This window comes from Nonomuraea sp. NPDC049758 (assembly GCF_040674635.1).
GTDB lineage: Bacteria > Actinomycetota > Actinomycetes > Streptosporangiales > Streptosporangiaceae > Nonomuraea.
The window spans coordinates 129149-151013 of sequence record NZ_JBFAMZ010000001.1 but is presented as its reverse complement, the minus strand read 5'-3'; the positions used below and the strand labels follow the sequence as shown (position 1 = coordinate 151013).

Sequence of the window (21865 nt, the reverse complement as noted above, 5' to 3'; positions counted from 1 at the left end):
AGAGGTCTCCGCGACCGCGTCCGCTCCGGGGGGCGGCCGGAGGGGACGCGGTCAAGAGGGGTCACTTGGGGAGCCAGGCCTGCCACTTGGCGGTGTTGGCCTCGACCCACTTCTTGGCGGCCTGCTCGCCGGTCAGGCCGTTGTTGGTCATGTCGTTGGCGACCGCGTTCTGGTCCTCGTTGGTCCAGCTGAAGTTCTTGACCAGCTCGTACGCCTTGCCGCCGGTGTCGGCGAACTTCTTGCTGACGATCTTGTCGAGGTCCAGCTCGGCGTAGTCGCAGGCGACCTTCTTGGCGTCGGCGTCGCAACCCTCGGTGTACGGGGGCAGGTTCACCCGGGTCAGCTCGACCTTGTCGAACAGCCAGTGGGGCGTCCAGAAGTAGAACAGCAGCGCCTTCTTCTGCGCCTGCGCCTGCTCGGCCGCCTTGAGCAGGGCCGCCTCGCTGCCGCCGGTCACCACCTTGTAGTTCAGCTTGAGGTTCTTGACCAGGGCCTCGTCGTTGGTGACGTAGCTCGGGTCGCCGTCGAGGAGCTGGCCCTTGCCGCCGGACTCCGACGTCTTGAACAGGTCGGCGTACTTGTTCAGGTTCTTGTAGTCGGTGATGTCGGGGTACTTGTCGGCCATCCACTTGGGCACGTACCAGCCGATGACGCCCTTGTTGCCGGTGGAGCCCGCCGAGAGCGCGACCTTCTTCTCGTCGATGAACTTCTTCTTCAGGTCCGGATGGCCCCAGTTCTCGATGATGACGTCCACGTCGCCCGTCTCGAAGCCCTCCCAGGCGACCTGCTCCTTGATCTCCGGCAGCTGCACGTCGTACTTGAGCTCGTTCTTCAGCAGGTAGGCGACGACGTTCGCGCTGGCCTCGTAACCGACCCACGGGTTGATCGCGATCTTGACGGTGCCGGTCGTCGCCGCGCCGGAGGCGGCGCCGGCCGACGGGGCGGCGGAGCTGGGGGAGGTCTCCACCTTGGCGCCACCGCCGCAACCCACGGCGGTGAGGCCGACAACGAGCAGGCCTGCGAGCAGGCGAATCTTCATGTGCGCTTCCTCTTTCGGGGGGAAGGGCGCCTGTCGGCGCCCTGCGTGATGCGGTCGAGCATGACTCCGAGCAGGACGGTCGCGATGCCCGCCACGAAGCCCATGCCGAAATCCGTGCGCTGGGAGAAGCCGACGACCACGTCGTAGCCGAGCGCGCCCGCCCCGACCAGGCCGCCGACGACGACCATGGCCAGCGTCATCACGATGCCCTGGTTGGCGGCGAGCAGGATGGCCCGCCGCGCCATCGGCAGCTGCACCTTCCACAGCAGCTGGCCCGGGGTCGAGCCGGCCGACGCGGCCGCCTCGACGACCGTGCCGGGCACCCCTCTGATGCCGTCCTCGACCAGGCGCACCACGGGCGGCACCGCGTAGATCACCGAGGCGAAGATCGCGGTGAACCGGGTCGTCTCGAACAGGGCCAGCGCCGGCAGCAGGTAGACGAACGCGGGCATGGTCTGGGCGGCGTCCAGCAGCGGGCGCTGAACGGCCGACCAGCGCGGCGAGCGGGCCGCGGCCACCCCCAGCAACAGGCCGACCACGAGGGTGACGAGCACCGCCACCGCGACCGTGGTCATCGTCTGCATGGCGTGCTCCCACACGCCGAGCAGCGCGATCGCCAGCAGGCAGCCGAGCGCGGTCAGCGCCGGGCGTACCCCGCTCACCCGCCAGGCCAGGGCCAGCACCGCGAGGGCGACCAGCCACCACGGGGCGGAGGTGAGCAGGCCCTCCAGCGGGTTGAGCAGGAAGGCCGAGGTCAGGTCCTTGACGAACGTCGTGACCGGGTACCAGGTCGTCTCCGCCCAGCGGACGGCGTCGTTCACCGCGCCGGCGAAGGTGACCGTCAGGCCGTCGGGCCAGCCCGCGGGCAGCGCGAGCCCGGCCGCCACGCCCGCGACCACCAGCGCCGCCGCGACCGCGAGGTCCGGCCGGCCGACCGACGCGTGCGCCTCGCGGCGGGCCACCGACATGAGCATGCGGTCGAGCACGACGGCCATGACCACGATGGCCAGGCCCGCCGGGAGCATGATGCCGACCTGGGCCCGCGACAGGCCGCGGATGATGTCGCCGCCCAGGCCGGGGGCCGAGATCAGGTTCGCGATCACGACCATCGACAGCGCCATCATGATGGTCTGGTTCACCGCCAGCGCCATCGTCGGGCGGGCCAGCGGCAGTTGCACCTTGAACAACGTCTGACGGCGGGTCGCGCCGAGCGACGCCGACGCCTCGACCGCCGTGGCGGAGACCCCCTCGACGGCCAGCGCGGTGATCCGGATCGCGGGCGGGATCGAGTAGATCATCGTCGCGATCGCCCCGGCCGGCGCGCCGATGTGGAAGAACAGCACGAGCGGCGCCAGGTAGGCGAACGTCGGCATGATCTGCATGACGTCCAGTACCGGCGTCAGCACCCGGCGCACCCGCGCCGACAGCCCCGCCCAGACGCCGAGCGGCACGCCGACCGCCAGCGACAGCAGCACCGAGGCCGCCACCAGCGCCAGCGTGTCCACGCTCGACTGCCACAGGCCGAGCACCCCGAACGCGCCCACGCCCGCCGCCGCGAGCAGCGCGATGCGCCAGCCGCCGGCCAGCCAGGCCAGCGCGGCCAGGACGCCGATGAGACCCGGCCAGTTCAGGGCGGTGAGCACGGTCTGGAAGAAGGTGTAGACGCCGTCGACGAACAGCCGGATGTAGTTGAGGAAGTACAGGAAGAGCGGGCTCTCGTTGCGGTGGTCGTCGATCCATTCGCGCAGCTCGGTGACCGCCAGGAACTGCGGCGCCTCCTTGTCGTGCGGCAGCGTCCCGGTGCCGCGGAAGACCAGGTACGCCACGGCGAACAGGAGCGCGACCCCGGCGGGAGCGGCCCATCTGGGGATCTTGAGTCTGGTGGGGGCGCTGACCGCGGTGGTGCTCACGCGCCTGCCCTCACCGCGGCGTCCGCGCCGGCGAGGAAGGACAGCAGGTCCACGCGGTCCACGACACCGGTCAGCTCGTCGCCGTCCATCACCCGGATCGGGCGGGAGGAGGCCGAGGCCGCGGCGATGGCGTCCTTGACCAGGGTGGTGGCGGGGAGCTGGGGGCCGTCCAGCGGCTCGCCGGGCTCGGGGGCGCGGCAGATCCAGCGCAGCGTCAGCACGTGGCTGCGCGGCACGTCGCGGACGAAGTCGGCCACGTAGTCGTCGGCCGGCGCGCCCACCAGCTCCTCGGCCGTGCCCAGCTGCACGATCGAGCCGGCCCGCATGATGGCGATGCGCTCGCCCAGCTTGAGCGCCTCGGACAGGTCGTGGGTGATGAACACCATCGTCTTGCCGACCTCGCGGTGGAGCCGGATCACCTCGGCCTGCATGTCGCGCCGGATCAGCGGGTCGAGCGCGCTGAACGGCTCGTCGAACAGCATGACCTGGGGATCGACGGCCAGCGCGCGGGCCAGGCCGACCCGTTGCTGCATGCCGCCGGAGAGCTGGTCGGGGTAGGAGCCGGCGTACCCGTCGAGGCCGACGAGGGTGAGGATCTCGGCGGCCCGCGCGTGCCTGGCGGCCCTGGGGGTGCCCTGGATCTCCAGGCCGTAGGCGACGTTGTCGATGACCCTGCGGTGCGGCAGCAGGCCGAAGTGCTGGAAGACCATGCTGACCCGGTGGCGGCGCAGCTCGCGCAGCCGGGCGGGGGAGGCGCGGCCGACGTCCTCGCCGCCGATGCTGATGCGGCCGGCGGTGGGCTCGACGAGCCTGGTCAGGCAGCGTACGAGGGTGGACTTGCCGCTTCCCGACAGGCCCATGACGACGAAGACCTCGCCGGGGCGCACCTCGAAGCTCACGTCGCGGACGGCGGCGGTGCAACCGGTCTTCTCTCGCAGAGCGGCGGGGTCGAGGTGTCTGTCCTCGCTGTCCAGCACCTTTTGCGCCCTGGATCCGAAGATCTTCCAAAGCCCTTCGACGCTGATGGCCGCGCTGTCGGGAGAATCCCGCACCCTCGCCTCCTCGATTGCCGAGGGCTCAACATATGCGGTGAATAACGCAAATCTCAACGCTGTGACCTGTGAGAGACCTGGCTGCTCCTCCCGTGTTATGCGCTTGGAACGCACTAAACGCCCATACGCGGACATATGAAGGTATAGGGGGCTATTTCTGGTTGGGCGGATGGCGAGATGGGGCTCCAGCTTTCGTCCCACTGGGCACAGAAGTTGAATTTCGCACCGATATGTGCGGGTGGCCACCTCCGCTTAGGATGTGTTCCAATTACCCGCACTTGCTGATTTCTCCCAAGGGCCACAGCCCTGACAAATACGCCGATTCGGGCGAGGTGCGTTCGGTGACAACACAGCTGGGCGAGCGGCAGGCCGTCGAAGGCAACTGGCGCCTGCGCAATTGGCGCGTACGTGCGCGCCTGGTCGCCCTCATCCTGGTGCCGACCGCCGCCGCCGTGCTGCTGGGCGGCGTCCAGGTGCTGTCCTCGACGGGCGCCGCCGCCGACTACGACCGGACGAACCGATTAGCCGTGCTGTCGGAGCAGGTGGGCGACCTGACCCACCAGCTCGCCGGTGAGCGGGCCAAGACCGCCTGGTACATCGCCAGGAACCGGCCCGTGAACGGGCTCGGCGGCGTCCGGTCCCAGATGGACCAGGTGGACGTCGCCATCAGGGAGGTACGCGGCACCGCCCAGCAGATCCTGGCCGACGTCGAGGGCCGTACCGCCGACCAGATCGAGAACATGCTCACCCGGCTGGACGACCTGACCTCGCTGCGCGAGCAGGCGATGGACGCCGACCTGCTGCCCGGCCCCGCCGTCGACCTCTACACGACGGTGATCGGCGACCTCCTCTCCATCCACACCGAACTGATCAAGGGCAGCTCCGACGACGAGCTGTTCCGCCAGACCCGCATGCTGGACGGCCTGGCCAGGGCGAAGGAGAGCGTCTCCTACCAGCAGGCGCTGCTCACCACCGTCCTCGTCGAGGGCGCCTTCGGCCAGGACCAGCTCAAGCGCTTCCTCGGCGAGCTGTCCGCCGAGACCGCCGACCGCAGGGGCTTCGCCGCCGAGGCCACCGCCGACGAGCGCCGCTTCTTCGACGAGACCGTCAACGGCCGCAGCGCCGACCGCATGTTGTTCCTGCGCGAGCTGGTGCTCATCAGGGCCTCGGCCTCGCTGCCGCTGCGCGGGCTGGACCTGGCCAAGCGCGACGACGCCAAGGAGTGGTTCGACGCCTCCAACGTCGTCGTGGACTCCATGCGCAAGGTCGAGCAGCGCCAGGCCGCCGGGATCGTGGCGCGCAGCGCCACGCTCAGCGCCGAGGAGCAGCGGCGGGCGCTGGTCATCGCGGGCGCGGTGCTCGCGCTGCTGGTCGCCGTCCTGCTGATCACCACCGGCGTGGCCAGGTCGCTGGTCCGGCCGCTGCGCAGGCTGCGCGGCGAGGCGCTGGAGATCGCCGGGCGCCGCCTGCCGGACTTCGTCCAGCACCTGCGCGAGTCGCGCGACGGCGCGGTCGACGCCGAGGTGCCGCCCATCGGCATCTTCTCCAGGGACGAGGTCGGCGAGGTCGCCCGGGCCTTCGACGAGGTGCACCGCGAGGCCGTCCGGCTGGCGGGCGACGAGGCGCGGCTGCGGTCCAACGTCAACGCCATGTTCGTCAACCTGTCGCGGCGCAGCCAGACCCTGGTCGAACGGCAGCTCACCCTGATCGAGCGCCTGGAGCGCGGCGAGCGCGACGACGAGCGCCTCGGCGACCTGTTCAAGCTCGACCACCTGGCCACCCGCATGCGCCGCAACAGCGAGAACCTGCTGGTCCTGGCCGGTCAGGAGGCCGCGCGCAAGTGGAGCGAGCCGGTCGAGCTCATGGACATCGTGCGCGCGGCGCTCGGCGAGGTCGAGAGCTACGACCGGGTCAGCGTCCAGGCGCAGTCGGACGTCGCCATCGCCGGGCAGGCCGTCACCGACGTGGTGCACCTGCTGGCCGAGCTGGTCGAGAACTCGGTCTCGTTCTCCTCCAGGGACACCAAGGTGATCATCTCCAGCAGCCGCATCGACGGCGGCGGGCTGATGGTCTCGGTGACCGACAACGGCATCGGCATGACCCCCGAGGAACTGGCCGAGGCCAACTGGCGGCTGGCCCACCCGCCGGTCGTGGACGTGTCCGTGTCGCGGCGGATGGGCCTGTTCGTGGTCGGGCGGCTCGCGCTGCGGCACAGCATCAAGGTGCAGCTCCGCCGCCAGGACATCGGCGGGCTGACCGCGATGGTGCTGATCCCGGAGATGCTGCTCGCCGCCGTCCCCGGCGCGGTGCCCGGGCACCTGCACGGCTCGATGGCCGCGGCCGCGCACACCCCGGCCATGTCCGCCATGGGCCGCCCGGACCAGGGACGCGCCGAGCCCTTCCAGAGCGCCGACCCCTTCCAGAGCGCCGACCCCTTCCAGAGCGCCGACCCGTTCCGAAGCGCCGACCCGCTCCGGAGCGCTGAGCCGTTCCAAAGCGCTGAGCCGTACCAGAGTGCCGAACCTTTCCAGGGCGCCGAGCCGTACGCGCCGCCCACGGCCCCGATGCCCGCCTACGGGCACCCGTCGTTCGACCCCATGCCGTCGGCGTCCGAGTCGTCGTGGTTCACCTCGTCCTCCTCGCAGTCGGTCGAGCAGCCGGAGCCGCCGGCGTCCGGCGCGTCGTACCCGTCGTTCGCCACGGGGCCCGAGCCGGCCGGGGCCGAGCCGGCGGCCGGGAACGAGTTCCTGCCGATCTTCGCCTCCGTCGAGGAGAGCAGCTGGTTCAGCAGGGCCGCGCCGACCGCCGACCGGCGGGACCCGGCCTGGTCGTCGCCCGCCGACCAGGGCTGGCAGGCGGCGAACACGACCGCCGAGCCCGCCCAAGGCGGCACCACGAACTCCGGCCTGCCCAAGCGCACGCCGCGAGCGAATCTGGTACCGGGTGCCGCGGTTCCCCAGCCGCCGCCCGTGCCGGTTCCTCCGCCGTCCCCCGACCGGCTGCGCAGCCGGCTGGCCAGCTACCAGCAGGGCGTGCGCAAGGGCCGAGCCGAGCTAGAGGAGGACTGATGAAGGAACTGAGCCAGGGGGCCAGGGACATCAACTGGCTGGTGAGCGCGTTCGTCGAGGAGGTGCCCGGCGTGGCCCACGCCGTGGTCGTCTCCGCCGACGGCCTGCCGATGGCCTTCTCCCGCGGCTTCCCCAAGGACCGCGCCGACCAGCTCGCCGCCATCGCGGCCGGGCTGGTCAGCCTGACGCAGGGGTCGGCGCGGGTCTTCGAGGGCGGCGGCGTCACGCAGACCCTGGTGGAGATGGAACGCGGGCTGCTGCTGGTGATGTCGATCAGCGACGGGTCGTGCCTGGCGGTGCTGGCCGCGCCCGACTGTGACATGGGCCTGGTGGCGTACCAGATGACGATTCTGGTCGAACGCACGGGGCAGGTGCTGACCCCTGCCGTACGGGCGGAGTTGTCATCCGCGCGCCCCTGGTGATGGGAGTGGACGTTGGCATCGTGGCATGACGGGGAGCCGGAGCCCCAGCGCAGCTCGCTGGTGCGCATGTACGCCGTCACCGGCGGCAGGACGGCGCCGCGCACCGGCCTGGCCATGGAGGCGCTGGTCTCGTCGGCGACCTCGGCCCGGCTCGGCATGACCTACACCCGCGAGTACCGCGCGATCAGCGAGCTGTGCCGCCAGGTGCGCTCGGTGGCCGAGATCTCCGCGCTGCTGGCGGTGCCGCTCGGCGTGGCGCGCGTGCTGGTCGCCGACATGGAGGCGGACGGGCTGGTCAAGGTCTACCAGCCGCAGCTGGAGGCCGGGCTGCCGGACCGCAGGCTGCTGGAGAGGGTCCTGAGTGGACTTCGCCGGCTCTAGCCCAGCGCTCACCTCGACGAAGATCGTCGTGGCGGGCGGGTTCGGCGTGGGGAAGACCACCTTCGTCGGCGCGGTGTCGGAGATCGTGCCGCTGACCACCGAGGCCGTGCTGACGGACGCCTCGGCCGGCATCGACGACCTCGCGCACACACCGGGCAAGTCCACCACCACGGTCGCGATGGACTTCGGCCGCGTCTCGCTCGAACGCGACCTGATCCTCTACCTGTTCGGCACGCCCGGCCAGCACCGGTTCTGGTTCATGTGGGACGACCTCGTGCGCGGCGCGATCGGCGCGGTCGTGCTGGTGGACACCCGCCGGCTGGCCGACAGCTTCCCCGCCGTCGACTACTTCGAGGAGGCCGGGCTGCCGTTCGTCGTCGGCCTGAACGGCTGGGACGGGCGCTTCCCGCACGTGGAGAGCGAGGTGCGCGAGGCGCTCACGCTCTCACCGCAGGTGCCCATCGTGCGCACGGACGCCCGGGCCCGCCAGTCGGTCAAGAACACCCTGATCACCCTGGTCGAGCACGTGATCGGTGCCCGTCCCTACTGAGCGTTCCACCAGTACGCGGCCACCAGCTCGGCCACCAGCGTCTCGGTGAGCAGCGCCACGCCGGGGTCGTCGTCGTGCGCGTAGCGGATCGCCGCCGCGGCATCCTTCACCTCGCCGCCCACGGAGATCACCGTGGAGCCGCGCTCGCGCACCCAGTCCATGGCCTGCTCGTCGTAGCGGGAGCCGGGGAAGAGCAGCGCCCGGTAGTCGAGGGTCTTGGTGAGGTAGACGTCGACGTGCGACCAGTCGCCCGCCTCGCAGGCGTCGGCCGCGCGGCGCGGGCCCTCGCGGAACATCAGCGCCGACTGCTCGGCCGACGACAGCCGCTCGGCGGGGGCGATCGTGTAGACGCCGTCGGGCCCGTCGAGGAGCTCCATGGTCAGCGGGAGCCATTCGTCCCGGCGGTCCAGGAGGTCGCGGGTGGCCTCGGCGGCCCGGGTGAGCAGCGCGGGCAGGTCGCCGCCCGTCCCGGTGAGCCGGGCTTCGAGCGCCAGCAGCAGGGCCAGCGTGTGCTGGAACGTCCGGCAGGCCACGCCGCCGCGCTCCTCGCCCGCGCCCATGGGGACGACCAGGTCGGCCGCCTCGGTGACGGGCGAGCCGGGCACGTTGGTGATCGCGGCCACGTACGACGGGCCCCCGGCGTAGCGGGCGAGGGCGTCGAGGGTCTCGCGGCTGCCGCCGGTGGCCGAGATCGGCACGACCAGCGTGTCCGGCCCGGCCGGGTAGGTCGCCGCGGCCGAGGCGTAGTCGGCGTAGGCGTCCACGCCGGCCGCGCGCAGGCGCAGGGCCGCCACCCCGGCGGCGTACCGGGAGCTGCCCATGCCGAGGAACAGCACCCGGCGCACGCCCTCGGGCAGCCTGGCGAAGGGATCGGCCGCGCGCAGCCCGTCGGCGAGGGCGGCCAGGGCGGCGGGCTTGGCCTCCAGGTCGGCCAGGTAGAGCTCGGGATTCACGGCAGGTTCTCCTCGGGGTACCAGGTGCGCAGCACGCCCATGGGGGCGTAGCGCCAGCGGGGCAGGTGGCGGGCGGCGTAGATCAGCTCGCGGCACTCCTGCTCGACCTCGAACGGGCGGATCAGGGTCTCGTCCAGCAGGTCGGCGCGGCCGAGGCTGGACAGGCGGTCGCGGTAGGCGTCCAGCAGGCCGGCCCGGGCCCGCGCCGCCCAGGCCGCGGCGTGGGCGGGCGGGGTGCCCCGGCGCTTGACGGCGACCTGGGCCACATGCTCCAGGCTCGTGGTGAGCTGGGCGACGTCCCTGGCGGCCGGCTGGCGCACGCCGGTGTCGGCCACGGTCGGGTTGCCGTCGAAGTCGATCACGGCGTAGCCGTCGCGCCACCGCAGGATCTGGCCCACGTGCAGGTCGCCGTGGATCCTGATCACCGGGCCCGCGAAGCCCGCGCGCAGCGGCTCCAGCTCGCCGGCCAGGGCGCCGGCCCGCGTGGCCAGCCACGCGCCGTCGGCGCCGTCGGTGAGGGCGAGCGCCTCGGCCAGCGCGTCCGCGGCCCGCGCCGCCGGGTCCGCCTGCCGCGCGGACGAGCCGCCGGGCAGGGTGGACAGCGCGACGTGCAGGTCGGCGGCCAGCCGGCCGAGCTCGCCGGCGAACTCCGTGCCGCCGGACTCGGCCTCGTCCACGCACCACTCCCAGCCGTCGCGCGCCTCGGGCAGGTAGCCCGTCACCAGCGCGAGCAGCTCCTCACCGGCGTCCGAGGCGCGGGTCAGGGCCAGGTACGGGGGCGCGGTGCCGGTGAAGCCGACCTCGACGAGGTGGGCGAAGATCTCGGGCGTCGGGTGGGGCAGCGGGACCGGCGGGGCCAGCCACTTCACGACCATCCGCTCGTCCACCACGACCGAGTGGTTGGTCTGGTCGACGTGCGGCCCGAAGCCGCGCTCGGCGGCCGTCGCCGCGAGGACGGGAAGGTCATGGAACCGGCGGACGGCGAACGGGGGCGGCGGGTCGTGCGCCAGCGCCCGCAGCAGGCTCGTGGACAGGCCGTGATCCCGGTCGGAGACGGGCTCCGTCGCGAGGGCGGCGAGCCGGGGCGCAATTGAATCCCAGTTCAACAGATTGACCATCGTTCCCGATCGACGTGTGGAAGGAAGTCTCGCTCATGTTGATATCCGCTGCAACTTCGCCCTCTTCGGAGCCCGACCGCGCATTAGGGAAAAGCGCCTGCGCCGCTCAGGAGGGTACGGCCCCGCCGCCGGTGCTCGCTCCGGGCCGCCCCTGTCTCCGTGCGCGAGCGGGGTCCGCGCGGTGTCGCCGCGACCGATAAGCCGCTCTGGGCGGATCCGGATCGTTCGCCCGTTCGCTGAGCACCCGCCAGGGATCGCACGCTCCTGAGCCGATAGATTACGGCTGGAAGAGATGGCGCGAAGAGCGCGGCCCAAAGGCGGTCCGTACGCGAGGTGAGATGTCCCTCACGGACCGGGATGAGGCGACTCCGTTATTGAATCTCGATTCAACACTCTGATCAAACTTCCTGGTAGCAATGTCGGGAAAAGTCTTGCTCATGTTGATTTCTGCTGCAACACTCCTGCTCTGGTCTGCCGTGTCCAGTAAGGTCGCGCGACCCCTCAATCCTCAGCACCAGAAGGAGTAGCGGCCGTGTCCCGTAACCGGTTCACCCGTCGTCTTCCGGCCGCCGTGGCGGTGGCCGGCCTCGCGCTAGCCGTCGCGGCGTGCGGCGGTGGGTCGTCGAGCAGCTCAGACGGCACGACCGCGGCCAAGGCCGAACAGCTCCAGCCCAACGCCGACCTGACCAAGCAGTCGCTCCAGGTGACCGTCTGGCCGGGCTACACCCCGGAGGAGCTGCCTGAGAAGGTCAAGCAGCAGCTCAAGGTCAAGGAGATGGGGATCACCAACCACGACACGAACGAGCTGGCGATGGCCAAGCTGACCGCCTCCGGCGACAGCGGCATCGACGTGGCCTTCGTGTCCGGCCAGTACGCCCAGGCGCTCAACGCCCAGGGCCTGCTGGAGCCCATCCACGCCGAGCTGATCCCGAACCTGGCCAATCTCTACCCCGAGGCCACGCAGCTCTCCTACGACAAGGGCAACAAGTACTCGGTGCCCTACACCTGGGGCACCACCGGCATCTGCTACCGCAGCGACCTGGTGAAGACGCCGCCGACGAGCTGGAACGACATCCTCAAGCCCGCCTCCTGGGCCGAGAAGAAGGTCACCATGATGACCACCGAGCGCTGGCTGGTCCTGCCCGCGCTCAAGGCGCTCGGCTACTCGGTCAACACCGAGAAGGACGAGGAGATCGCCAAGGCCAAGGAGCTCCTGGTCTCCCAGAAGCCGCACCTGCTGCGCTACGACGACACCACCTTCGGCGACCGGCTGAAGTCCGGCGAGGCCATCATGGTCGAGGCGTGGGACGGCTGGTGCCCGACCACGGACGAGAAGCAGAACATCAAGTTCGTGGTGCCGAAGGAGGGCAGCGACCTCTGGGTGGACACCATGGTGATCATGAAGTCCTCCAAGAACAAGGAGGCGGCCCACGCCTTCATCAACATGATCCTCGACCCGGAGATCCACCGCTGGGCGGCCGAGAACATCAACTACAAGGTCCCCAACAAGGCCGCCATGGACAAGGTGACCATCCCCAAGGGCTCGCTGCTGGACATCAAGCCGGCGGAACTGCTCAACGGTGAGTCGATCATCGACCTGGGACAGGCGTCGACCAAGTTCAGCCGCCTGTCGCAGGAAGTCACGGCCGGATAGTCGTTGGTGCAGTGAGATCCGAGGTCAAGGCCCGGCCGGTGTCCCGTAAGCGGGGTCGCCGGCTGGGCGCGTTCGTTTTCCTTTCGCCAGGTCTGACGTACCTGGTCGTGCTCCTTCTCGTGCCGCTGGCGCTGGTGCTCAGCTACACCGTCTTCCAGCGGGGGCGCTTCGGGGGCATCGTCTACGAGTTCACGCTGGAGAACTTCCAGCGCCTGTTCGACTCCCTCTACCTGAACGTCGTCGGCGACTCGCTGAAGATGGCGACGATCGCCACGCTGATCGCGTTGCTGCTCGGCTACCCGACGGCGTACCTGATCGCCCAGCTCCCGTCGAAGTGGAAGACGATCGCCCTGGTGGCGGTCGTGCTGCCCTTCTGGACGAACTTCATCATCCGCGTCTACGCGTGGATCATCATGCTCAGCAGTCAGGGGCTGCTCAGCTCCCTGCTGGGCAAGGAGATGGAGCTGCTGTACACCCAGGGCGCGATCGTCACCGGGCTGCTCTACTCGTACCTGCCGCTCATGGTGCTGCCGTTGTACTCCTCGATCGAGAAGCTCGACCCGCAGTTGCGCGAGGCGTCGGCGAACCTCGGGGCCTCGGCGTTCACCACGTTCCGGAAGGTGACGCTGCCGCTCACCCTGCCCGGCGCGCTGACCGGCGCGATGTTCGTGTTCGTGCCGAGCTTCGGCAACTTCGTCATCCCCGAGATGCTCGGCGGCAACAAGTCCATCATGGTGGGGAACCTGATCCGCAACCAGTTCCTGGTCGCGCGCGACTGGCCGTTCGGCTCGGCGCTGGTGCTGGCGCTGATCGCGGTGCTGATCCTGCTGCTGCTCGTGCAGGCGTGGGCGGCCCGCCGTGCGTAGACCCAAGCTGCTGTACGTGCCGTTCTGGGCGACCTACGCCTTCCTGTACGTGCCGATCATCGTCCTGGTCGTCATGTCGTTCAACTCCGGCAAGTCGGCCTACACCTACGAGGGCTTCAGCCTCAAGTGGTACGGCGAGCTGGCCGCCGACGAGAAGATCAGAGAGGGCCTGGTCAACACCCTGATCGTGGCCCTGGGCTCGACGGCGATCGCCACCGTGCTCGGCACGCTGCTGGCCGTCGGCCTGGCCCGGTACACCAGGTCGAAGCTGCTCGACGCGATCTCGCTCATGCCGGCCGTGCTGCCCGACCTGGTGCTCGGGATCGGGCTGCTGGTCCTGTACGCCCTGATCAACACCTTCCTGGCCCAGTGGGACGCCCAGTTCGCGCTCGGCCTGCCCACGGTGACCATCGCGCACGCCGTGTTCTCGATGGCGTTCGTCGCGGCGGTGGTGCGCACCCGGCTCACCAACGCCGACACCTCGCTGGAGGAGGCCTCGCGCGACCTGGGGGCCGGGCCGGTGGTCACGTTCATGAGGGTCACGCTGCCGCAGCTGGTGCCCGGGATCGTCGCCGGGGCGCTGCTGGCGTTCACGCTGTCGCTGGACGAGTTCGTGATCGCCTTCTTCACGATCGGCAACGCCGAGCCGACGCTGCCGATCGTCATCTACTCAATGGTTCGTTTCGGGGTGACCCCGAAGATCAACGCGCTGGCCGCGATCCTGCTCCTCGTGAGCTTCACGGCGGTGATCGCCGGGCAGCGGATGACCAAGATCGGGAAATCACGTGCTCAGGATTGACGGGGTCACCCGCAGGTTCGGTGACGTCACCGCGCTCGACGGCGTCTCGCTGGAGATCGAGCAGGGCGAGTTCTTCGCCCTGCTCGGGCCCTCCGGCTGCGGCAAGACCACCCTGCTGCGCATCATCGCCGGGTTCGAGACGCCGGACGCCGGCACGGTCACGCTCGACGGCGAGGACCTGCTGTCCAAGCAGCCCAACCGGCGGCCGATCAGCCTCATGTTCCAGTCGTACGCGCTGTTCCCGCACATGACCGTGGCCAAGAACGTGGCCTACGGCCTGGAGCGGGAGAAGCTGCCCCGGCAGGAGATCAAGCAGCGGGTCGGCGAGGTGCTGGAGACCGTGGGCCTGTCGGCGCACGCCTCGCGCAAGCCCGCGCAGCTGTCCGGCGGCCAGCGGCAGCGGGTCGCGCTGGCCCGCTCCATCGTCAAGCGGCCGCGGCTGCTGCTGCTCGACGAGCCGCTGTCGGCCCTGGACAAGAAGGTCCGCGCGGACATGCAGCTGGAGCTCAAGCGGCTGCAGAGCGAGGTCGGCATCACCTTCGTGGTCGTCACGCACGACCAGGAGGAGGCCATGTCGCTGGCCGACCGCATCGCGGTCTTCGACAGCGGCAGCGTGCGCCAGGTGGACGCCCCCGTGGCCCTGTACGAGCGCCCGCGCTCGCCGTTCGTGGCCGACTTCGTCGGGGCGAACAACCTGTTCGAGGGCGTCTGCACCGGCCTGGACGGGATCAAGAGCGAGGAGTTCGGCATGCTGGCCGGCACGCCGCTCGAAGACCTGGCCGCCGACTCCAAGGCGCTGCTCGCGGTGCGGCCCGAGAAGATCGAGCTGGCCGACGAGAACGCGGCGCGGGGCCTGAAGGGCAGCGTCCTGGACGTCAGCTTCTACGGCGGCGTCTCGCACATCTCCGTGGACGTGCCGGGACGGGCCAAGCCCGTGCTCGCCGCGGTGCAGGGGGCGAGCACGGTGCAGCCCGGCGCCAAGGTGAAGGTGCGCTGGGAGGCCCAGGACGCCGTCATCATGGCGGTCGATCAATGAGCCAGGTCGTTGCCCGTCGCCGCCCGCGCGTACGACAGGATCAGCTCGGCCGCCTCGTCGGGGCCGATCAGCGGGTGCCTGGCGGTGATGCGGTAGCCGTAGGCGTCCTCCAGGGCCACCAGGTTGCGCGCGATGGTCACGGAGTCGGCCGTCAGCCGGAAGACCCCGAGCGCGGCCCCGGTGTCCAGGATCGCCTGGTACATCGACACCTGGCGGTCGTACAGCGAGGTGAGCAGCACGCCGTAGACCCGGTTGCGGCCCGCGGCGCCGCCCAGCTCGTTGAGCAGGCGGACGTCGGGGTCGAGCGGCCCGGTCGGCAACCCCGACCGGATCGTGACGACCAGCTTCTCGACCGGGTCGGTGAAGTCGGCCAGGCGGCGCATGCGCAGCTCGTAGAACCGCTCCATGCCCGCGTGCTGCGCCTCGACCAGCAGTTCGCCCAGGTCGGGGTAGTGGTAGAGCACGGCGCCGGAGGTCAGACCGGCCTCCTCGGCGACGTGCGAGAGCTGTACTCCGTCGATGCCGTGGCGGATGATGGCTCGGCGCGCGGCCTCGATCAAGTCGATGCGCCGGTCACTACGGCTTTTGCGCTGGGCCACGACCACCACCCCCCGTGCGTTTGGTCACCATTCAGATCGGCCGTGACCATAGTGCACTTAACTTGCGCTTCACGCTAGATGAGTATTTGAATTCCTCTTCAATTTGACGAGTTCCCCCGGAGTTCACGATGTCCCTCACCATCCTGTTCATGCCAGAGAGCGCGTACGGCCCCACGAACAACTGCATCGGCGTCGGCGACATTCTCCGCCGTCGCGGGCACCGCGTCGTCTTCGCCGCGGAGTCGTCCTGGAAGGGCAAGCTCGAAGCGCTCGGCTTCGAGGAGGACCTCGTCGACCTGGCCCCGCCGCCCGAGAACGCCGAGGAGCAGGACGCCGGCCAGTTCTGGAAGGACTTCATCCGCGAGACCGCGCCGGAGTACCGCAAGAGCACGCTGGAGCAGCTCGACACCGTCACCAAGCCCATCTGGGACTCCCTCATCGACGGCGCCAAGTACTGCGAGCCGCAGCTCAAGGCCATCATCGAGCGGGTGAACCCGGACGTGATCGTCGAGGACAACGTGATCACGTTCCCGGCGCTGCTCACGGCGGGCAAGAAGTTCGTCCGGATCGTCTCCTGCAACCCGCTGGAGGTGCGCGGCGAGAACGTCGCGCCGGTCTTCTCCGGACTGCCCGCCGGCGACCGCTCCGACTGGGCCGCCTTCCGCGCCGAGTACGACCGCACCCACCGCGAGATCTGGACCGCCTTCAACGAGTGGTGCGTCGAGCAGGGCACCGCCCCGCTGCCCGACCTGGACTTCATCCACGAGGGCGACCTGAACCTCTACGTCTTCCCCGAGATCCTCGACTACACCGACGCCCGCCCGCTCGGCCCGAGCTGGCACCGGCTCGACTCCTCGGTGCGCGAGACCGACGAGGACTTCACGCTGCCCTTCGAGCGCAGGAGCTCGCGACGAGAGAGCGACGGAGGAGCCAACGAGGAGCGAAGCGGGCGCGACCATGAGCACGAGCGCAACGACGGCTCGCTGATCTACTTCTCGCTCGGCTCGCTCGGCTCCTCCGACGTCGAGCTGATGCAGCGCGTGATCGACATCCTGGCCGGCACGCGGCACCAGTACATCGTCTCCAAGGGCCCGCTGCACGAGGAGATCAAGCTCGCCGACAACATGTACGGCGCCGAGTTCCTGCCGCAGACGAAGATCATCCCCATGTGCGACCTGGTCATCACGCACGGCGGCAACAACACCACCACCGAGGCGGCGCACTTCGGCAAGCCGATGATCGTGCTGCCGCTGTTCTGGGACCAGTACGACAACGCCCAGCGGGTGGACGAGCTGGGCTACGGTGTCAGGCTTTCCACCTACACCTTCACCGACGAGGAGCTGACCGGCGCGGTGGAGCGCCTGCTCGGCGACACCGAGATGCGCGCGAGGCTCGCCGCGGCGGGCGAGGAGATCCGCCGCCGCGACGGCCTGCGCAAGGCCGCCGACCTGATCGAACAGCTCGGCCAGTAGGGATTTCGAGGACTTTCCATGCGTGAACTGATCAACCCCGCCACCGGCCTCCCGTGCGCCGAGATCCCGGACACCCCGGTGGCCGACGTGGCGGCGGCCGTCCGGACCGCCCGGGGCGCGTTCGAGGAGTGGGCGCAGACCACCCCCGCCGAGCGCCAGCGGCTGCTGCTGCGCCTGGCCGACCTGGTGGAGGCCGACGCCGAGGAGCTGACCCGGCTGGAGGTGGAGGAGACCGGCAAGCCGGCGGCCGTCTTCAGGGACGGCGAGCTGCCCTTCGCCGTCGACAACCTGCGCTTCTTCGCCGGCGCCGCCCGCTCGCTCGAAGGGTCGGGGGCCGGGGTGTTCAGCGCCGGATACACCTCGGTGCTGCTGCGCCGTCCGGTCGGGGTGGTGGGGTCGATCGCGCCGTGGAACTTCCCGTTCGTCATGGCGGTGTGGAAGGTCGGCCCGGCCGTGGCCGCCGGGAACGCCGTGGTCATCAAGCCGGCGCCGCAGACGCCGCGCACGACGCTGCGCCTGGCCGAGCTGTTCGCCAAGGCGGGCGCGCCCGAAGGGCTCGTCCAGGCGGTCACCGGCGACGCCGAGGTCGGCCAGGCGCTGGTCACCGACCCGGGCGTGGACATGGTCAGCGTCACCGGCTCGACCGGCACCGGCCGGGCCGTCATGACCGGCGCGGCGGCCACGCTCAAGCGGGTGCACCTCGAACTCGGCGGCAAGGCGCCCGCCCTGGTCTTCCAGGACGCCGACCTGGCCGAGATGGCCCGCGGCGTGGCCATGGGCGCCACGTACAACACCGGCCAGGACTGCACCGCGGCCACCCGCGTCTACGTCGCCCGCGAGATCTACGACGACGCCGTGGAGGCCATCCGGGCGACCCTCGCCGAGATCACCGTGGGCGACCCCTGGGACCCGGCGACGGACATCGGCCCGCTGATCTCGGCCGCCCACCGCGAGCGGGTGCACGGCTTCGTCGCCCGCTCGGGCGGACGGATCGTGCACGGCGGCGCGCCCGTCGAGGGGCCCGGGTTCTTCTACCCGCCGACGCTTGTGACCGATGTCGCACAGGACAGCGAGATCGTCCAAGGTGAACTTTTCGGACCGGTCCTTGTGGCGCTGCCGTTCGACGGCGAGGACGAGGCCGTCCGGCTGGCCAACGACACCCCCTACGGGCTGGCCTCGTCGGTGTGGTCGCGCGACGTCGCACGGGCGATGCGCGTGTCCCATCGGCTCGACGTGGGCGTGACCTGGGTGAACGATCATCTTCCGATCGCCAGCGAGGCGCCGCACGGCGGCGTGAAGGGCAGCGGGTTCGGCAAGGACATGAGCCAGGAGGCGGTGCAGGAGTATTCGGTGACGCGTCACCTCATGGTCAAGCACGCGGCGCCCGTGGAGCGGGATTCGTTCCGGCCCGCCTGAAAACGTGTACGGCGATATGACACCCAAAGTGTCGCTTTGGGTGCATTTAGTGGGAAATGTACGGTTGGCCGTCTGGTACGGACTGTGTTCCAATTACCCAGCCGGACAGAATCCCATGCGCCACACGCGTGTCTGATTTCTTTCGAGCACGTACCGGCGAGAGGTAGCGAGAGTCAGTGAGGACGGAAAACCCCAGGCACACGAGGTCAGGGGAGTACACAGGCGGAAGGTTCCGGCTGGGGAACTGGCGTGTGCGCTCGAGGTTGATCGCGCTGATCCTCATCCCCACCATCGTGGGCGTGCTCCTCGCGGGCGTGCAGCTCGCCAACGCCATCGGGACGAGCTCCGAGTACCGCCGGCTGACCCAGGTCGCCGAGCTGGTGCAGCGCATCGGCGGGCTCAACCACGAGCTGGCCAAGGAGCGCACGCTCACCGCGTGGTACGTGACCGACCAGTCGAAGGCGGGGCGGTTCGTCCAGCTCAAGACCCAGCGCGCGGCCGTCGACGCGGCCAAGAAGAAGGTGCTGGCCTCGGCCAACGCCATCGACGCCGCGCACTCGGCCCGTATCCGCGACGGTGTGGAGAACATGCGCCGGTGGCTCACCGGCCTCGACAGCCTCCGCACGTCGATGGTGGCCGAGGGCACGCCCCCGCGAGCCGCGATCACCACGTACACCACCATGATCGGCGTCTTCTCCGCGATCCAGGGCGACCTGGGCGACGGCGTGAACGACGACGACCTCCAGGGTGACGTGGCCGCCCTCGGCTCGCTGCAGCGGGTCAAGGAAGAAGTCTCCAGGCAGCAGGCCATTCTCATGATCGCGCTCATCGAGCGTGAGCTGGACTACGACGACCTGTCGGAGTTCCTCGGCTCGTGGAGCCGCCAGCAGGCCGAGCTGACCGCCTTCGAGCGGGAGGCCGACCCGGCGGACCTGCGGGCGTACCAGAAGAGCATGCGCGGGCCGGACATCGACCGCGCCGACGCCATGCGGCAGCGCGCCCTGGCCCAGGTCCGCGAGTACAACCGGATCCGCGACCTCGACGTCACCTCCGCCCGCGACCTGAGCCGCTGGTACGACAGCACCACGCTGGCCGGCAACACCATGCGCAAGGTCGAGGACTCCCTGGCCACCAAGATCGTGACCAGGGCCCGCGAGCTGAGCGACACCGAGCAGCGCAACGCCATCATCAGCGGCGCGACCATCCTCGTCCTGCTGCTGCTGGTCCTGATCATCACCACCCGGGTGGCCGGTTCGCTGGTCCGCCCGCTGCGCCGGCTGCGCGCCGAGGCGCTCCAGGTGGCCACCACCCGGCTGCCCGAGACCGTCCGCATCCTGCGCGAGTCCGGCGACGGCGCGCAGATGCCCGAAGTGCCCTCGGTCGGCGTCAACACCCGTGACGAGATCGGTGAAGTGGCGCGGGCCTTCGACGAGGTCCACCGCGAGGCGCTCCGGCTGGCCGGCGACGAGGCCAAGCTGCGCGCCAACGTCAACGCCATGTTCGTCAACCTCTCCCGCCGCAGCCAGACGCTGGTCGAACGGCAGCTGCAGCTCATCGAGGGCCTGGAGCAGGGCGAGGAGGACGAGCAGCGGCTCGCCAACCTCTTCCGCCTGGACCACCTGGCCACCCGCATGCGCCGCAACAGCGAGAACCTCCTGGTCCTCGCCGGCCAGGAGGCCGCGCGCAAGTGGAGCGAGCCGGTGCCGCTGGTCGACATCGCCCGCGCCTCGCTGTCGGAGGTCGAGAACTACGAGCGGGTCCAGATCAAGATCCCGTCCGGCACGCTGATCGTCGGCCCGGCCGTCACCGACGCCGTCCACCTGCTCGCCGAGCTGATCGAGAACGCGATCTCCTTCTCGCCGCGCGAGAGCAAGGTCGAGGTCTCCAGCGTGGCCGCCGACGGCGGCGTCATGATCTCCATCAACGACCTGGGCATCGGCATGAGCCCCGAGGAGCTCGCCGAGGCCAACTGGCGCCTGGCCAACCCGCCCGTCGTGGACGTCGGCGTCTCCCGCCGCATGGGCCTGTTCGTGGTCGGCCGCCTGGCGCTGCGCCACGGCATCCGCGTCCAGCTCAGCATGCGGGAGACCGGCGGCCTGAGCGCGCTGGTGATGATGCCCGACATGCTCATCAGCGGCGGCGCCGGCATGCCGCAGCAGCCCGGCAGCCAGTACGAGGCGTTCACCACGTTCGACCCGAGCCAGTTCGGCGTCGCCGCCGCGCCCGCCGAGGCGAGCCAGAACGGCGCCCCCGTCTCCGCGCCCGACGCGGCCGACCGGGTGCTGGACACGCAGTGGCCGGGCTCGCTGCCCGCGCCGGGCACCGGCAACTGGCCGTCCTTCGCCGACGAGTCGGCCCAGGAGGAGACCCGCTGGGGATCCTTCGGCGAGGAGCCGGTCCGGGACGAGCCGCGCTGGCCGTCGTTCGCCGAGGAGCCCAAGCCGTCCTTCGGTGACGAGCCGAAGCCGTTCTTCAGCGACGAGCCGAAGCCGTCCTTCGGTGATGAGCCCAAGCCCTTCTTCGGCGACGAGCCCAAGCCGTTCTTCGCCGACGAGCCGCCCGCGGCCCAGCCCGAGCCGCAGCCGCAGGCCCAGTCCCCGTGGGGCGAGCAGCGCTGGCCGTCCTTCGCCGAGCAGCCGCCGCCGCTGCAGGACGACGAGCCCCGCTGGCCGTCCTTCGCCACCGAGCCGCCGCAGAGCGGGACGGAGGAGCCCCGCTGGTCCTCCTTCGGCTCGCCGTCCTTCGGCGACACTTCCCTCGGCCAGTCGGCCTTCAACGAGGAGCCGCCGCGGCGGTCCCTGTTCGAGTCGGTCGACCCGCCGCGCCCCTCGGCGTTCGGCGAGGAGCCCTACCGGGCGGCGTTCGGCGACCTGCCGGGGTACGGCGCGGAGGAGCCCAAGCCCGCCGACCAGTACGAGCAGAGCCGTCCGGGCGCCTACGGCCCGTTCGGCCAGGGCGACTACTCCTCCCAGGACCTGACCGGCCCGCTCCCCGTGGTGCGCACCTCGCCCCTGGAGGAGCAGAGCGAGGAGTTCCTGCCGATCTTCTCGTCCGTCGGCTCGGACTGGTTCCGCAGGCCCGACCCCGAGCAGCTGCGCCAGCAGGAGCAGGAGCCCGAGCACGAGATCACCGCCGTGCATCCGGCCGTGCCCGCCGACTCTCCGGCGGCCGCGCCGCCCGCCGCGCCGCCCGCCGCCCCGGCGGTGGGCCGGTCCGGGCTGCCGCAGCGCAGGCCCGGCCAGTCGGGCGCCGGCGCGTCGTGGTCCTCGCCCGCCGACTCCGGTTTCCAGGCGGCCCAGGCCGCCGCGCAGCCCGCCCAGGCCGGCACGACGTCCTCGGGGCTGCCGCGCCGGGTGCCCAAGGCCAACCTCGTGCCCGGTACGGCCAGTCTCGCCGAGCCGCAGCCCACGTCACCGCCGCCGCAGATCTCGCCCGAGCGGTTGCGCAGCAGGCTCTCCAGCTTCCAGCAGGGAGTGCGGCAAGGCCGCGCGTTCACCCGCGGAGAAGAGAATGAGGAGGACAAATGAGAG

The 21865-nt window shown here is 70.5% G+C and carries 17 protein-coding genes; 11 read left to right on the top strand and 6 right to left on the bottom strand.

The annotated features are described in order from the left end of the window. Positions 1-61 precede the first annotated feature (61 nt). From AB0J46_RS00650 to AB0J46_RS00640, 3 genes are read right to left on the bottom strand one after another with little or no spacing between them, the layout of a single operon-like run. Positions 62-1039: an ABC transporter substrate-binding protein gene (locus AB0J46_RS00650; RefSeq protein WP_352350246.1), complete on the bottom strand. Its 978-nt coding sequence runs from the start codon at positions 1037-1039 to the stop codon at positions 62-64. Further along, entirely contained in the window at positions 1036-2949 is a 1914-nt protein-coding gene (locus AB0J46_RS00645) for an ABC transporter permease subunit (protein WP_364324504.1), read from the bottom strand. The genes AB0J46_RS00650 and AB0J46_RS00645 overlap by 4 nt, the downstream gene beginning before the upstream one ends. After that, positions 2946-4001 (bottom strand): glycine betaine/L-proline ABC transporter ATP-binding protein, encoded by a 1056-nt coding sequence (locus tag AB0J46_RS00640; RefSeq protein ID WP_364324501.1) that lies wholly within the window; start codon positions 3999-4001, stop codon positions 2946-2948. Before AB0J46_RS00640 ends, AB0J46_RS00645 begins: the two co-directional genes overlap by 4 nt. 341 nt (positions 4002-4342) lie before the next feature. Here AB0J46_RS00640 and AB0J46_RS00635 point away from each other — a divergent pair, with 341 nt between their 5' ends. The 4 genes from AB0J46_RS00635 (at position 4343) to AB0J46_RS00620 (ending at position 8422) form a co-directional block, all read left to right on the top strand. Then, positions 4343-7069, top strand: coding sequence for a nitrate- and nitrite sensing domain-containing protein (locus tag AB0J46_RS00635; protein WP_364324498.1), 2727 nt, complete (start codon positions 4343-4345; stop codon positions 7067-7069). After that, positions 7069-7491: a roadblock/LC7 domain-containing protein gene (locus AB0J46_RS00630; protein WP_352321436.1), complete on the top strand. Its 423-nt coding sequence runs from the start codon at positions 7069-7071 to the stop codon at positions 7489-7491. Before AB0J46_RS00635 ends, AB0J46_RS00630 begins: the two co-directional genes overlap by 1 nt. A 66-nt stretch (positions 7492-7557) precedes the next feature. Further along, a complete protein-coding gene (locus AB0J46_RS00625; protein ID WP_229824241.1) occupies positions 7558-7872 on the top strand; it encodes a DUF742 domain-containing protein in 315 nt (104 codons plus the stop codon). After that, complete coding sequence (locus tag AB0J46_RS00620; protein WP_358283685.1) at positions 7853-8422, top strand: ATP/GTP-binding protein; 570 nt, start codon at positions 7853-7855, stop codon at positions 8420-8422. The genes AB0J46_RS00625 and AB0J46_RS00620 overlap by 20 nt, the downstream gene beginning before the upstream one ends. On the opposite strand, the gene AB0J46_RS00615 is transcribed toward AB0J46_RS00620, so the two are convergent. Both AB0J46_RS00615 and AB0J46_RS00610 read right to left on the bottom strand, forming a co-directional pair. Further along, on the bottom strand, positions 8416-9375 hold the full coding sequence (locus AB0J46_RS00615; RefSeq protein WP_364324494.1) for an SIS domain-containing protein: 960 nt from the start codon (positions 9373-9375) through the stop codon (positions 8416-8418). The genes AB0J46_RS00620 and AB0J46_RS00615 overlap by 7 nt on opposite strands. After that, positions 9372-10481 carry a hypothetical protein gene (locus AB0J46_RS00610; RefSeq protein WP_364324491.1) on the bottom strand — a complete coding sequence of 370 codons (1110 nt, stop codon included), beginning with the start codon at positions 10479-10481 and terminating at the stop codon, positions 9372-9374. Before AB0J46_RS00610 ends, AB0J46_RS00615 begins: the two co-directional genes overlap by 4 nt. A gap of 544 nt (positions 10482-11025) precedes the next feature. On the opposite strand from AB0J46_RS00610, the gene AB0J46_RS00605 reads away from it, so the two are divergent. The 4 genes from AB0J46_RS00605 (at position 11026) to AB0J46_RS00590 (ending at position 14848) form a co-directional block, all read left to right on the top strand. Beyond that, complete coding sequence (locus AB0J46_RS00605) at positions 11026-12147, top strand: spermidine/putrescine ABC transporter substrate-binding protein (protein WP_357971184.1); 1122 nt, start codon at positions 11026-11028, stop codon at positions 12145-12147. A 107-nt stretch (positions 12148-12254) separates the two neighbouring features. Beyond that, positions 12255-13013, top strand: a complete 759-nt coding sequence (locus AB0J46_RS00600) for an ABC transporter permease (RefSeq protein ID WP_352350262.1) — start codon at positions 12255-12257, stop codon at positions 13011-13013. Beyond that, complete coding sequence (locus AB0J46_RS00595) at positions 13006-13812, top strand: ABC transporter permease (RefSeq protein WP_352350264.1); 807 nt, start codon at positions 13006-13008, stop codon at positions 13810-13812. Before AB0J46_RS00600 ends, AB0J46_RS00595 begins: the two co-directional genes overlap by 8 nt. Then, on the top strand, positions 13799-14848 hold the full coding sequence (locus tag AB0J46_RS00590; protein ID WP_364324487.1) for an ABC transporter ATP-binding protein: 1050 nt from the start codon (positions 13799-13801) through the stop codon (positions 14846-14848). Before AB0J46_RS00595 ends, AB0J46_RS00590 begins: the two co-directional genes overlap by 14 nt. Here AB0J46_RS00590 and AB0J46_RS00585 read toward each other — a convergent pair. Beyond that, entirely contained in the window at positions 14842-15447 is a 606-nt protein-coding gene (locus tag AB0J46_RS00585; protein ID WP_352321451.1) for a TetR family transcriptional regulator, read from the bottom strand. The genes AB0J46_RS00590 and AB0J46_RS00585 overlap by 7 nt on opposite strands. Before the next feature lie 128 nt (positions 15448-15575). On the opposite strand from AB0J46_RS00585, the gene AB0J46_RS00580 reads away from it, so the two are divergent. From AB0J46_RS00580 to AB0J46_RS00570, 3 genes are all read left to right on the top strand, one after another. Then, positions 15576-16919 carry a glycosyltransferase gene (locus AB0J46_RS00580; RefSeq protein WP_364324485.1) on the top strand — a complete coding sequence of 448 codons (1344 nt, stop codon included), beginning with the start codon at positions 15576-15578 and terminating at the stop codon, positions 16917-16919. An 18-nt stretch (positions 16920-16937) separates the two neighbouring features. Beyond that, positions 16938-18335, top strand: coding sequence for an aminobutyraldehyde dehydrogenase (locus tag AB0J46_RS00575; protein ID WP_352321455.1), 1398 nt, complete (start codon positions 16938-16940; stop codon positions 18333-18335). A gap of 251 nt (positions 18336-18586) precedes the next feature. Further along, positions 18587-21862 carry a nitrate- and nitrite sensing domain-containing protein gene (locus AB0J46_RS00570; protein WP_364324483.1) on the top strand — a complete coding sequence of 1092 codons (3276 nt, stop codon included), beginning with the start codon at positions 18587-18589 and terminating at the stop codon, positions 21860-21862. Positions 21863-21865 lie beyond the last annotated feature (3 nt).